The sequence below is a fragment of the Pseudomonas baltica genome (genome assembly GCF_014235765.1).
GTDB classification, from domain to species: Bacteria; Pseudomonadota; Gammaproteobacteria; order Pseudomonadales; family Pseudomonadaceae; genus Aquipseudomonas; species Aquipseudomonas baltica.
Map to the genome: position 1 here is coordinate 467,069 of NZ_JACMYH010000002.1, position 13,545 is coordinate 480,613.

General features: G+C 60.5%; 9 protein-coding genes. 6 read left to right on the top strand and 3 right to left on the bottom strand.

What is annotated here, in order from left to right; genetic code table 11:
• Positions 1-25 precede the first annotated feature (25 nt).
• Positions 26-2,194, bottom strand: coding sequence for a GAF domain-containing protein (locus H7993_RS11620; protein ID WP_185794478.1), 2,169 nt, complete (start codon positions 2,192-2,194; stop codon positions 26-28).
• Positions 2,195-2,506: 312 nt separating this feature from the next.
• On the opposite strand from H7993_RS11620, the gene tig reads away from it, so the two are divergent.
• The 6 genes from tig to H7993_RS11650 all read left to right on the top strand — a co-directional run bounded on the left by tig (position 2,507) and on the right by H7993_RS11650 (position 10,951).
• On the top strand, positions 2,507-3,817 hold the full coding sequence (tig, locus tag H7993_RS11625) for a trigger factor (RefSeq protein ID WP_185794479.1): 1,311 nt from the start codon (positions 2,507-2,509) through the stop codon (positions 3,815-3,817).
• 91 nt (positions 3,818-3,908) lie between these two features.
• Positions 3,909-4,550, top strand: a complete 642-nt coding sequence (gene clpP, locus H7993_RS11630) for an ATP-dependent Clp endopeptidase proteolytic subunit ClpP (protein ID WP_122476013.1) — start codon at positions 3,909-3,911, stop codon at positions 4,548-4,550.
• A 104-nt stretch (positions 4,551-4,654) separates the two neighbouring features.
• On the top strand, positions 4,655-5,941 hold the full coding sequence (clpX, locus tag H7993_RS11635) for an ATP-dependent Clp protease ATP-binding subunit ClpX (RefSeq protein ID WP_122476011.1): 1,287 nt from the start codon (positions 4,655-4,657) through the stop codon (positions 5,939-5,941).
• Positions 5,942-6,092: 151 nt separating this feature from the next.
• Complete coding sequence (gene lon / locus H7993_RS11640; protein ID WP_185794480.1) at positions 6,093-8,489, top strand: endopeptidase La; 2,397 nt, start codon at positions 6,093-6,095, stop codon at positions 8,487-8,489.
• A 143-nt stretch (positions 8,490-8,632) separates the two neighbouring features.
• A complete protein-coding gene (locus H7993_RS11645) occupies positions 8,633-8,905 on the top strand; it encodes an HU family DNA-binding protein (protein WP_049858847.1) in 273 nt (90 codons plus the stop codon).
• A 171-nt stretch (positions 8,906-9,076) separates the two neighbouring features.
• Positions 9,077-10,951, top strand: a complete 1,875-nt coding sequence (locus H7993_RS11650; protein ID WP_185794481.1) for a SurA N-terminal domain-containing protein — start codon at positions 9,077-9,079, stop codon at positions 10,949-10,951.
• Between the two features lie 170 nt (positions 10,952-11,121).
• On the opposite strand, the gene fabI is transcribed toward H7993_RS11650, so the two are convergent.
• Positions 11,122-11,916 (bottom strand): enoyl-ACP reductase FabI, encoded by a 795-nt coding sequence (gene fabI / locus H7993_RS11655; RefSeq protein WP_122476006.1) that lies wholly within the window; start codon positions 11,914-11,916, stop codon positions 11,122-11,124.
• An 18-nt stretch (positions 11,917-11,934) separates the two neighbouring features.
• A complete protein-coding gene (locus H7993_RS11660) occupies positions 11,935-13,545 on the bottom strand; it encodes an ABC transporter ATP-binding protein (RefSeq protein WP_185794482.1) in 1,611 nt (536 codons plus the stop codon).

Below are 13,545 nucleotides of genomic sequence, written 5' to 3' on the forward strand. Positions count from 1 at the left end.
TCGTGTCTGCGTTTCAGTCGACGAGTCACGCCTCCACGGGCTGGACCATGCTGAAGGTGATGACATTGCCGTTCTGCTCGACGCTCAGGTTGCCACTGTGCGCAACCGCGATGGCCTGAGAAATGTACAGCCCGATCCCCAGGCCGTTCTTGTTGCGCAGGTTTTCACTGCTGTGCGGCTTGAACGGCTGGAACAGCGTCGACAGGCGCTCGGGGGCCACCGGGGTGGTCTGGTTGAGGACCGACAGCCGCGTGTTGTTTTGCTCCGTGCTCAAGCTGATCAGTACCGGCGTATCCGGCGTGCCATGGTAGCGGGCGTTGCCCAGCAGGTTGGTGATGACCTGCGCGTAGCGGTCCGGATCGACCATGGCGCGCACATCCGGTTGGATGCGTGCCTCGATGGTCAGGCCAGGGAAAGCCACCGCTGTCTCATCGACGATGCTTTCGACCAGCGCCGACAGATCGGTTTCAACCCGAGTGACCATGATGCCGAGGCCGGACTGCAGGCGGCTCATCTCAAGGATCTGGCTGATCAGCCGTTCCATGCGACCACTGGAGTGGCTGATGTGCTTGCGCAGTTCGGTGTCGCGCGTCTCGCTCGAGGACAACATGGCCGCAGCCATGGAAATCGACTGCAGCGGATTGCGCAGGTCATGGCCGAGCATGGCGATCAGGCGCTGACGCATGCCATCGATCTCGCTGGCACGGCTCAGGCACAATTCGACCAGGTCGCGGCGCAGCTTCTCGGCAATGGTGATATCGGTATCGCCCCAGTTGGCCGAACGCCCACGCACCACTTCTTCCCAAGCCTCGAAGGAGCCCCGTGGCGTCAGGCGTGGCCCGGACGGCCCGACCTTGATGATTTTCTCCGGCTTGCCGCCCCAGCGCACATTGTTGATTTCTTCCTTGCGCAGCCACATCACCCAGCCCGATTCCTGGCGATGGAAACGGACCGCCAGAATGCCGCAGTAGCCGCTGGTATTACGTTCACTCTCTGAACCCTGCCAATTGTCGGTGTGGAAGACCTCGAGGTTCGGGTCCTGCTCGACGTGCTCCAGCACCTGGCGACACAGTGGGTCGAAGTGCCCGCCGATGCTTTGGGTGCGACCCGACATGACCACTGCGGCGCCATCGCAGGGTATCAGCGCGGCAATGTTGTCCGGCTCGCCCGCCAATGCACTGACCAGGTCCTCGGAGTCGCGCGCCAGGGTCATGAGTTTTTGTTGCTGGTCGCTCGCCTGCTTCAAGGTCTGGGTGGCCAGGTTGTGCTCCAGCCGCTCGACCAGCGCGCTGCACACCTGCGAGATGACCTGAAAAGACATGCGCAATGGATGCGCCATCGTCTTGGGTGCCATGTGATGGCAGGAGAACAGCCCCCACAGCTTGCCGCCGACGACGATCGACACGCTCATCGAGGCGCGCACGCCCATGTTGGTCAGGTATTCGCAGTGAATCGGCGAAACGCTGCGCAGGGTGCTGAAGCTGAGGTCGAACGGCTGGCCGGTCCGTGGGTCGAGAGACGGCGTCAATGGCGCTGGCGCATAGGCCACATCGGCGATCAGGCGAATCGGGTTGAGTATATAAAGCAGGCGTGCCTGGGCAGGGATGTCCGATGCCGGGTAGCGCTGACCCAGGTAGCTCTCGAGGTCTTCGCGGTGGGCCTCGGCGATGACTTCGCCAGACAGGTCGGGGCGAAAGCGGTAGGCCATGACCCGGTCGAAACCTGTCATGTTGCGGATCTCAGCCGTCACACGGCTCAGCAGTGCGTCGATGTCATGGCGGTTCTGCATCTGGCTGATGATGCGCTGCGCGTACAGGGCGAACTGGCTGAACGAGCCGCTGGCGGTCCGACGCGGCTCGAACTCCAGATACAGAACCTGCAGATGGCGATGGGCAATCACGTCGAACAGGCGACCGAGCAGGACGCTCTCGACGCTGTTTGCCCAGGGATCACTGCTGGCAAGGCCCTCGGCGATCAAGGCAAGGGCATCGGCGCCCAGCAGTTCGCTGTTCGGGGTAGTGCCCGGCAATACATCCAATCCGGTGATGGCCATCAGGTTGGCGCTGCGAGTCAGCACGCGACCTTCGCCGTCCAGTGCGATCAGCGCGCCGTGAGGCTGAATGGCCCCGGGCCGATGAATGGGCTCGTCCTCGCAATTGGCGAGGGAGACCGGCGTGTCAGGGCTTATGGCCATGAGGGTCCTGCAAGAATAGAGGTTGCTACGGGAAGCGACAGAATGGCCGAGATCTCCACGTGGAAGTGCAAGGTAATGGCTTTATCCTTTGCATAGGATACCAGCGAGCCTGAGATTATCTTGCAAAACTTGTCTGTCAGGGCATTTGCAGGCCTGGACCAGCCTTCTTTTGCTGCCGTTTGACGGTTTCTGCAGCGACTTTGTGCGCATCCATGTGCATAGGGTGACTTCTTGAGTTCGAGCCTCTAGAATGCTTGCCCTTGATCTGGGGTCGGAAATGGCCGGCTAACGTCTGTGCAACGAGGAAAATCCATGCAAGTTTCTGTTGAAAACACTTCCGCTCTCGAGCGCCGCATGACCATCGGCGTTCCCGCCGAGCGCATCGAGGCCGAAGTCAACAAGCGTCTGCAACAGACCGCCCGTAACGCCAAGATCCCGGGCTTCCGTCCAGGCAAGGTGCCTATGAGCGTCATCCGTCAGCGCTACGAGGCTGACGCGCGCCAGGAAGCCCTGGGCAACGTCATCCAGGCTTCCTTCTATGAAGCCGTGGTCGAGCAGAAGCTCAACCCAGCCGGCGCACCCGCCGTCGAGCCGAAAGTGTTCGAGAAGGGCAAGGACCTGGAATACATCGCCACCTTCGAAGTGTTCCCCGAGTTCGAAGTCGGCGCGTTCGACAGCATCGAAGTCGAGCGCCTGAGCGCCGACGTCGCCGACAGCGACCTGGACAACATGCTCGAAGTGCTGCGCAAGCAGAACGTACGCTACGAGCAGACCGATCGCGCCGCGCAGACCGAAGACCAGCTGAACATCGACTTCGTCGGCAAGATCGAAGGCGAAGAGTTCTCCGGTGGTTCGGCCAAAGGTACCCAGCTGGTTCTGGGTTCGGGCCGCATGATTCCTGGTTTCGAAGACGGCCTGGTCGGCGCCAAGGCCGGTGAAGAGAAGGTTCTGAGCCTGAGCTTCCCCGAGGACTACCAGAACCTCGAGCTGGCCGGCAAGGCCGCCGAGTTTACCGTCACCGTCAACAGCGTTTCCGAAGCCAAACTGCCAGAGCTGAACGAAGAGTTCTTCGGCCAGTTCGGCATCAAGGAAACCGGTCTCGACGGCTTCCGCGCCGAAGTTCGCAAGAACATGGAGCGCGAGCTGCGTCAGGCAATCAAGGCCAAGATCAAGAATCAGGTCATGGACGGTCTGGTATCGACCAACCCGATCGAAGTGCCAAAGGCGCTGCTCGACAACGAAGTCGACCGTCTGCGCGTTCAAGCCGTGCAGCAGTTTGGCGGCAACATCAAGCCTGACCAATTGCCGGCCGAGCTGTTCACCGAGCAGGCCAAGCGTCGCGTCGTGCTGGGCCTGATCGTCGCCGAAGTGGTCAAGCAGAACGAACTCAAGCCGGACGAAGCACGCGTGCGCGAGCTGATCCAGGAAATGGCCTCGGCCTACCAGGAGCCTGAGCAAGTTGTATCGTGGTACTACAAAAATGATGAGCAGCTGAACGAAGTCCGTTCGGTTGTGCTGGAAGAACAAGTTGTGGATACTGTTCTGCAGAAAGCCAAGGTGACCGACAAGTCGGTCTCTTACGAAGAAGCGGTCAAGCCGGCGGAAGCAGCACAAGCCGAGTGATCGTTCTCTGAGGTTCGAAAACACCATAAGCCAGCCTTCGCGCTGGCTTATGCGTATTCAAGACATGACTATTTGGGAGTGAGTGCGAGACATGTCCCGCAATTCTTATATTCAGCAGAGCTCTGACATCCAGGCCGCAGGCGGCCTGGTCCCGATGGTTATCGAGCAATCGGCTCGTGGCGAACGTGCGTACGACATCTACTCGCGCCTGCTCAAGGAACGAGTGATCTTCCTGATCGGCCCTGTGGAAGACTACATGGCCAACCTGGTCGCCGCGCAGTTGCTGTTCCTTGAGGCGGAAAACCCGGACAAGGACATCCATCTCTACATCAACTCACCAGGCGGGTCGGTGACGGCGGGGATGTCGATCTACGACACCATGCAGTTCATCAAGCCGGACGTGTCCACCACCTGCATCGGCCAGGCCTGCAGCATGGGCGCGTTCCTGCTTGCCGGTGGCGCCGCGGGCAAGCGTCACTGCCTGCCCAACTCGCGCATGATGATTCACCAGCCGCTGGGCGGTTTCCAGGGCCAGGCCTCGGACATCGAGATCCATGCCAAGGAAATCCTGTTCATTCGCGAGCGTCTCAATTCGCTGCTGGCGCACCACACCGGCCAGAGCATCGAGACCATCGAGAAGGACACCAACCGCGACAATTTCATGAGCGCCGAGCGTGCGGTCGATTACGGTCTGATCGACTCTGTGATGTCCAAGCGCAACTTGCCCGCCTAAGCAGCCAGATGGGGGTGGTGGCCATGTCAGCCACCTGTGGGCTTGAAAAAGCCCGCAATAGCCTTCATCTTGTGTTGCAAGCCTATCGGATTTGGATCGATCGAATGACTGACACCCGCAACGGCGAGGACAACGGCAACAAGCTGCTCTATTGCTCCTTCTGTGGCAAAAGCCAGCATGAAGTGCGCAAATTGATTGCCGGCCCCTCGGTCTTTATCTGCGACGAGTGCGTCGACCTGTGCAACGACATCATCCGCGAGGAGGTGCAGGAAGCCCAGGCCGAGAGCAGCGCGCATAAATTGCCCTCGCCCAAAGAAATAAGCGGCATCCTGGATCAGTACGTGATTGGCCAGGAGCGCGCGAAGAAGGTTCTGGCGGTAGCGGTGTACAACCACTACAAGCGCCTGAACCAGCGTGACAAGAAGAACGACGACGTCGAGCTTGGCAAGAGCAACATCCTGCTGATCGGCCCGACCGGTTCGGGCAAGACCTTGCTGGCTGAAACTCTGGCTCGCCTGCTCAACGTGCCGTTCACCATCGCCGATGCCACCACCCTGACCGAAGCCGGTTACGTGGGTGAGGACGTCGAGAACATCATCCAGAAGCTGCTGCAGAAGTGCGACTACGACGTAGAGAAAGCCCAGATGGGCATCGTCTACATCGACGAAATCGACAAGATTTCGCGCAAGTCGGACAACCCGTCCATCACCCGTGACGTTTCGGGCGAAGGCGTGCAGCAGGCGCTGTTGAAGCTGATCGAGGGCACCGTGGCCTCGGTACCGCCGCAAGGTGGTCGCAAGCATCCTCAGCAGGAGTTTCTGCAGGTCGACACGCGCAACATCCTGTTCATCTGTGGTGGTGCATTTTCCGGCCTGGAAAAAGTCATCCAGAATCGCTCCACCCAGGGCGGTATCGGTTTCGGTGCCCAGGTGCGCAGCAAGCAGGAAGGCAAGAAGGTCGGCGAGTCGCTGCGTGAAGTGGAGCCGGACGATCTGGTCAAGTTCGGGCTGATCCCCGAGTTCGTCGGTCGTCTGCCGGTTCTGGCAACGCTGGACGAACTGGACGAGGCGGCATTGATCCAGATCCTTACCGAACCGAAGAACGCGCTGACCAAGCAGTACGGCAAGTTGTTCGAAATGGAAGGCGTGGATCTCGAGTTCCGCAGCGATGCCTTGAAGTCCGTTGCTCGTCGTGCTCTTGAGCGCAAGACTGGTGCGCGAGGCCTGCGTTCGATTCTCGAAGGCGTTCTGCTCGACACCATGTATGAAATTCCTTCGCAGACCGATGTAAGCAAAGTGGTCATCGATGAGAGCGTGATCGAAGGGACGTCCAAGCCGCTGTTGATCTACGAAAACAGCGAGCCGCCGGCGAAGGCTGCACCCGACGCCTGATCGACAATCTGAGCTGGAACAAGGAAGGGGCCTACGGGCCCCTTTCGTTTTTCAGACAGTGAACTTGTTTTTTGCGGGGCGAGCCCCCACATTGAAGGCATGCTCAATTCCATCTGTTTACGGCCTTCGGGGCCGCTGTAGAGGCGAAATCATGAAGACAACCATCGAATTGCCTCTCCTGCCATTGCGTGATGTCGTCGTCTATCCGCATATGGTTATCCCGCTGTTTGTGGGTCGTGAGAAGTCCATCGAAGCCCTCGAGGCGGCGATGTCTGGCGAAAAGCAGATCCTTTTGCTCGCGCAGAAGAATCCCGCCGATGATGATCCAGGTGAGGACGCCCTGTACCGTGTCGGTACCGTTGCCACCGTTCTGCAGCTACTCAAGCTGCCTGACGGCACCGTCAAGGTGCTGGTCGAAGGCGAGCAGCGCGGCAGCGTCGAGCAGTTCCTGGAGATCAACGGCCACGTTCGCGCCGAAGTGCAATTGATCGACGAAGTCGATGCGCCGGATCGCGAGTCCGAAGTGTTCGTGCGCACGCTGCTGGGTCAGTTCGAGCAGTACGTGCAGTTGGGCAAGAAGGTCCCTGCCGAGGTGCTGTCCTCGCTGAACAGCATCGATGAGCCTGGCCGCCTGGTCGACACCATGGCCGCGCACATGGCGCTGAAAATCGAACAGAAGCAGGAGATCCTCGAGATCATCGAGTTGCCGGCGCGTGTCGAACACGTTCTGGCACTGCTGGATGCCGAGATCGACCTGCTGCAGGTCGAGAAGCGCATTCGCGGGCGGGTCAAGAAGCAGATGGAGCGCAGCCAGCGCGAGTACTATCTGAACGAGCAGATGAAGGCCATTCAGAAAGAGCTGGGCGATGGCGAGGAAGGGCACAACGAAGTCGAAGAGCTGAAAAAGCGCATCGACGCGGCGGGCCTGCCCAAGGACGCCCTGGCCAAGGCCACGGCCGAGTTGAACAAGCTCAAGCAGATGTCGCCGATGTCTGCAGAAGCAACGGTGGTGCGAACTTACATCGACTGGCTGGTGCAGGTGCCTTGGCAGGCGCAGAGCAAGGTGCGCCTCGACCTGGCACGTGCCGAAAGCATTCTGGATGCCGATCACTACGGGCTCGAAGAGGTCAAGGAACGCATCCTCGAATACCTCGCCGTGCAAAAGCGCGTGAAGAAAATCCGTGGCCCGGTGCTGTGCCTGGTCGGGCCGCCCGGTGTGGGCAAGACCTCCCTGGCCGAATCCATCGCCCATGCCACCAACCGCAAGTTCGTGCGCATGGCCTTGGGCGGTGTTCGCGACGAAGCCGAGATTCGCGGTCACCGTCGTACCTACATCGGTTCGATGCCTGGTCGTCTGATTCAGAAGATGACCAAGGTAGGGGTCCGCAATCCGCTGTTCCTGCTCGACGAGATCGACAAGATGGGCAGCGACATGCGCGGCGATCCGGCCTCGGCGCTGCTGGAAGTGCTCGATCCAGAGCAGAACCATAATTTCAACGATCACTACCTGGAAGTCGACTACGACCTTTCCGACGTGATGTTCCTGTGCACCTCGAACTCGATGAACATTCCGCCGGCGTTGCTCGACCGGATGGAAGTGATCCGTCTGCCCGGCTACACCGAAGACGAGAAGATCAACATCGCGATCAAGTACCTGTCGCCCAAGCAGATCGAAGCCAACGGCTTGAAAAAATCCGAAGTCGAGATCGACGTCGAGGCGATCCGCGACATCATTCGCTACTACACCCGCGAAGCGGGCGTGCGAGGCCTGGAGCGTCAGATCGCCAAGATCTGCCGCAAGGTGGTGAAGGAACATGCACACCTGAAGAAATTCACCGTCAAGGTCACCGCCGAATCGCTGGAGCACTTGCTGGGCGTGCGCAAGTTCCGCTACGGCCTGGCAGAGCAGCAGGACCAGGTGGGTCAGGTCACCGGCCTTGCCTGGACTCAGGTGGGCGGCGAGTTGCTGACCATCGAGGCTGCCGTGGTTCCCGGCAAGGGCCAGTTGATCAAGACCGGTTCGCTGGGTGACGTGATGGTCGAGTCCATCACGGCGGCGCAGACGGTGGTACGCAGCCGGGCCAAGAGCCTGGGTATCGCGCCGGACTTCCACGAGAAGCACGACACGCATATCCACATGCCCGAAGGCGCCACGCCCAAGGACGGTCCGAGTGCAGGTGTGGGCATGTGCACTGCGCTGGTCTCGGCACTGACCAAGATTCCGGTGCGCGCCGATGTCGCCATGACCGGCGAGATCACCCTGCGTGGCCAGGTATTGGCCATCGGTGGCCTCAAAGAGAAGTTGCTGGCGGCGCATCGTGGTGGAATCAAGACTGTAATCATCCCTGAAGAAAACGTGCGCGATCTCAAGGAAATTCCCGACAATATCAAACAGGATCTGCAGATTAAACCTGTTAAATGGATTGACGAAGTCCTGCAAATTGCGCTGCAATACGCGCCTGAGCCCTTGCCCGATGTGGCTCCCGAGATTGTCGCCAAGGATGAGAAACGCGATACGGATTCCAAGGAACGAATCAGCACGCATTGAGCCTTGATTTGACTGGGTGGCTTTCTTGACAGTTTTTTAGAGCCCTTGTTATAAAGCGGCACTTGCTGTCTCGACAGCCACCCGGCGCACGTTTCACCACATACTTAGAAACAACTCAAAATATCGATATAAGGGGACTTATAGTGAACAAGTCGGAACTGATTGACGCAATCGCCGCATCTGCTGATATCTCCAAGGCTACAGCTGGCAAGGCGCTGGACGCCGTGATCGAATCCGTTACGGGCGCCTTGAAATCCGGTGATTCGGTTGTGTTGGTAGGTTTCGGTACGTTCTCCGTGACTGATCGCCCGGCGCGTACCGGTCGCAACCCGCAAACCGGCAAGGCGCTGGAAATCGCGGCTGCCAAGAAGCCCAGCTTCAAAGCCGGTAAAGCCCTGAAAGAAGCTGTCAACTAAGCTTCGGCCACGCCTTTGCTACCTGCTGCCAGGCCATGCCGGCAACAGGAGTGGAGCTGAGCAAGCTCCGCGAGTTACGAGAAGGCGCATCCTCGGATGCGCCTTTCTTCTATCCGGATTCCTATTACTCTCCGCGGTCGCTCTATCTGTACGACCGTTTTCGGGGGATGCATGCTGCAGAACATCAGGGATAACTCCCAGGGCTGGATTGCCAAGACCATCATCGGTTTGATCATCGTGTTGATGGCGCTTACCGGTTTCGACGCGATCTTCCAGGCCGCCAGCCACAGCCAGGACGCTGCCAAGGTCAACGGTGACGAGATCACCTTGAACGAGCTCAGCCAGGCCACCGAGATGCAACGTCGCCAGCTGATGCAACAGCTGGGCAAGGATTTCGATCCGGCCCTGCTCGACGACAAGATGCTGCGCGAAGCGGCCCTCAAGGGCCTGATCGACCGCAAGTTGCTGCTGCAAGGCGCACATGACGCCAAGTTCGCCTTCTCCGAAGGCGCGCTCGACCAGATCATGCTGCAGACACCGGAATTCCAGGTTGACGGCAAGTTCAGCGCCGAACGTTTCGACCAGGTCATCCGCCAGATGGGTTATGGCCGTTTGCAGTTCCGCCAGATGCTTTCCGAAGAGATGCTCATCAGCCAGCTGCGCGCCGGCCTGGCAGGCAGCAGCTTCGTGACCGACGAGCAGGTTGCCGCTTTCGCCCGTCTCGAGAAGCAGACCCGCGATTTCGCTTCGTTGACCTTCAAGGCTGACCCGTCGGCGACCAAGGTGACCGACGAGGAGATCAAGGCGCACTACGACGAGCACGCCAAGGAGTTCATGAGTCCCGATCAGGTGGTCATCGACTATGTCGAATTGAAGAAGTCTTCGTTCTTCGACCAGATCACCGTGAAGGACGAGGATCTCCAGGACGCCTACCAGAAAGAGATCGCCAACCTGTCCGAGCAGCGCCGTGCCGCGCACATCCTGATCGAAGTCAACGACAAGCTCGATGACGCGCAGGCCAAGGCCAGGATCGAGGAAGTCCAGGCGCGCCTGGACAAGGGCGAGGACTTTGCCAAGCTGGCCAAGGAAGTCTCACAGGACCCAGGCTCGGCCAACAATGGCGGCGATCTCGGCTTCGCCGGCAATGGCGTGTACGACCCGGCGTTCGAAACGGCGCTCAATGCCTTGAGCAAGGGCCAGGTGTCGGCGCCGGTGCGCACCGATTTCGGCTGGCACCTGATCAAGCTTGAAGACGTGCAGGCGCCGGACGTACCGACCTTTGCCAGCCTCAAGGCCAAGCTCACCAGCGACCTCAAGACCCAGGAAGTGGAACAGCGCTTCGTCACCGCCACCAAGCAGTTGGAAGACTCGGCGTTCGAAGCCTCCGACCTCGGTCAGCCGGCTCAGGAGCTGGGCCTCAAGGTGCAGACCTCCGAGCCATTCGGCAGGGACGGCGGCAGCCAGGGCGTCACGGCCAGTCGCGCGGTGGTCCAGGCTGCGTTCAGCCCCGAAGTGCTGGAAGAGGGTTCTAACAGCGCCGCGCTCGAGCTGGATCCGGAAACCATGGTCGTGGTGCGTGTGAAGGAGCATCGCAAGCCTGCGCAGCTGCCGCTGGAAGCCGTATCCGGGCCGATCCGCACCGAGTTGGCCAGGCAGCACGCTGCAGCCCAGGTGAAGGCCAAGGGCGAAGCGTTGCTGGCCGGTCTGCGTGACGGCAAGGTGCCGTTGGCGGCCCGTCAGGACGGGCAGTCGTGGAAAGTGCTGGAGGCGGTCACGCGCGGTCAGGACGGCATCGAGCCGGCTGAGCTGCAGGCGCTGTTCCGCATGCCCAAGCCACAAGCCAAGGAGAAGCCCGAGTTCACCAGTGTGTCGCTCAAGGATGGCAGCTTCGTGATTCTGCGCCTGGACGGCGTGAACGAGGCTGCTGCGCCCAGTGATGAAGAGAAGACCCAGTATCGCCGGTTCCTGGCGTCGCGTATGGGGCAGCAGGATTTTGCCGCGTACCGCAAGTTGCTGGAAACCAAGGCGGACATCACCAAGTATTGAGGTGATGGATGTTTGAACAAAAGGCCGCGTATGCGGCCTTTTGTTTGTCCAGGCATCGGCGGCACCCTTTCGCGGCCGATGACCGCTCCTACGGAGATTTCTGAATCTCAGGTAAAAAAACGCCGCTCGAGGTGAGCGGCGTTTTCTTCGATCGAGTGCAGCCTGACGACTTACTCTTCGATATCACCCATGGCGGTGGTGTTGAAGCCGCCGTCCACGTACATGATTTCGCCACTGATGCCCGACGCCAGGTCCGAGCACAGGAACGCGCCGGCGTTGCCGACTTCGTCGATGGTGACGTTGCGACGCAGCGGGGTCTGCGCCTGGTTGGCGGAGAGCATCTTGCGGAAGTTCTTGATGCCCGACGCTGCCAGAGTGCGGATCGGACCCGCCGATACGGCGTTGACGCGAGTGCCTTCCGGGCCCAGGGAACCGGCCAGGTAACGCACGCCGGCTTCCAGCGAAGCCTTGGCCATGCCCATGACGTTGTAGTTGGGCATGGTGCGCTCGGCGCCCAGGTACGACAGGGTCAGCAGGCTGCCATTGCGGCCTTTCATCATGTCGCGACCGGCCTTGGCCAGTGCCACGAAGCTGTAGGCGCTGATGTCGTGGGCGATGCGGAAGCCTTCGCGGGTGGTGGCTTGGGTGAAGTCGCCATCGAGCTGGTCGCCCGGGGCAAAACCGACGGAGTGAACGATGACGTCGAGGCCATCCCACTTCTTGCTCAGGGCTTCGAAGACCGAGGCGATCTCAGCATCGCTGGCGACGTCGCAAGGGAAGCACAGATCGGCGCTCGAGCCCCAGCCAGCGGCGAATTCTTCGACGCGGCCCTTGAGCTTTTCGTTCTGGTAGGTGAAGGCAAGTTCAGCACCCTCGCGATGCATGGCGGCAGCGATGCCGGATGCGATGGACAGTTTGCTGGCGACACCGACGATCAGGACGCGCTTACCGGCGAGAAAACCCATGTGTTGTTCCTCTTCAGGTTAATCGACAGCCGTTGGGGCCAAGAAGGCTGCTTCCAACAGCTGCTGTGTATAAGGGTGCTGCGGCGCGGCAAAGATAGCCCGCGCCGCCCCTTGTTCGACGACCTGACCGTGCCGGATCACCATCAGTTGGTGGCTCAAGGCTTTGACTACCGCCAGGTCGTGGCTGATAAACAAATAGGTCAGGTTGTATTTCAGTTGCAGTGAACGCAACAGCTCCACTACCTGGCGTTGAACGGTGCGGTCGAGCGCCGATGTGGGCTCGTCCAGCAGGATCAACGCCGGTTTCAAAACCAAGGCCCGGGCAATGGCGATACGTTGCCGTTGCCCGCCGGAGAACTCGTGAGGGTAACGATGGCGGGTCTTCGGGTCCAGCCCAACCTCCTCGAGCGCGGCAATGATAGCCTGTTCCTGCTCGGCTTCGTTGCCGATCTTGTGTATTCGCAGGCCTTCGCCGACGATCTGGCTCACGCTCATGCGTGGGCTGAGGCTGCCGAACGGGTCCTGGAAGACCACCTGCATCTGCTTGCGCAGCGGTCGTACCTGCTGCTGGGCCAAGCCGTCCAGCGCGGTGCCCTGGAACTGGATCGAGCCACGGCTGGCGATCAAGCGCATGATCGCCAGGCCCAGCGTGGACTTGCCCGAGCCGCTTTCGCCAACGATACCCAGGGTCTGCCCACGGGGCAGGGTGAACTGGATGCCATCGACGGCCTTGACGTGATCCACGGTACGGCCCAGCAATCCCTTCTTGATCGGGAACCACACGCGCAAGGCGTCGACCGCCAGTATCGGCTCGCCGACCGCAGTGGCCGCCGGCTCGCCACTGGGTTCGGCACCCAGCAGAACCTGGGTGTACGGATGCTGTGGCGCTCGAAACAATTCTTCGCACGTAGCCTGTTCGACGATGCGACCGCGCTGCATGACACATACCCGGTGCGCAATTCGCTTCACCAGGTTGAGGTCATGGCTGATCAGCAGCAAGGCCATGCCCAGTCGCGCCTGCAGCTCCTTGAGCAGTTCGAGAATCTTCAGCTGCACGGTCACGTCGAGTGCGGTAGTGGGCTCGTCGGCAATCAGCAGTTCAGGCTCGTTGGCCAGGGCCATGGCGATCATCACCCGCTGACGCTGGCCGCCGGACAATTCGTGCGGCAACGCCTTGAGGCGCTTGTGCGGTTCGCCGATGCCGACCAGCTCGAGCAATTCCAGGGTGCGCCGGACAGCGGCAGCCCCGGTGAGCCCTTTGTGCAGGGCCAGCACTTCACCGATCTGTTTGCCGATGTTGTGCAGCGGATTGAGCGAGCTCATCGGCTCCTGGAAGATCATCGCGATGCGGTTGCCACGGATGTGCCTGAGCTGCTTTTCCGGGAGCGTGAGCAGGTCGCGGCCGTTGTAGACGATGGTGCCGCTGGGGTGCTGGGCGAGCGGGTAGGGCAGCAGGCGCAGGATGGAGTGCGCAGTCACCGACTTGCCCGAGCCGCTTTCACCCACCAGCGCGAGGGTTTCGCCACGGCGGATATCGAAGCTGATGTGTTCGACCACCCGTTGCCGACTTTCGCCTGCGACGAACTCGACGGCCAGGTCGCGGACCTCGATCAGATTGTCCTGGCTCAT

Excerpts from the sequence above, each read along its gene's own strand:
- tig (WP_185794479.1), top strand. The coding sequence starts at position 2,507 with ATGCAAGTTTCTGTTGAAAACACTTCCGCTCTCGAGCGCCGCATGACC.
- clpX (WP_122476011.1), top strand. The coding sequence starts at position 4,655 with ATGACTGACACCCGCAACGGCGAGGACAACGGCAACAAGCTGCTCTAT.
- H7993_RS11650 (WP_185794481.1), top strand. The coding sequence starts at position 9,077 with ATGCTGCAGAACATCAGGGATAACTCCCAGGGCTGGATTGCCAAGACC.
- clpP (WP_122476013.1), top strand. The coding sequence starts at position 3,909 with ATGTCCCGCAATTCTTATATTCAGCAGAGCTCTGACATCCAGGCCGCA.
- lon (WP_185794480.1), top strand. The coding sequence starts at position 6,093 with ATGAAGACAACCATCGAATTGCCTCTCCTGCCATTGCGTGATGTCGTC.
- H7993_RS11660 (WP_185794482.1), bottom strand. The coding sequence starts at position 13,545 with ATGAGCCAGGACAATCTGATCGAGGTCCGCGACCTGGCCGTCGAGTTC.
- H7993_RS11620 (WP_185794478.1), bottom strand. The coding sequence starts at position 2,194 with ATGGCCATAAGCCCTGACACGCCGGTCTCCCTCGCCAATTGCGAGGAC.
- fabI (WP_122476006.1), bottom strand. The coding sequence starts at position 11,916 with ATGGGTTTTCTCGCCGGTAAGCGCGTCCTGATCGTCGGTGTCGCCAGC.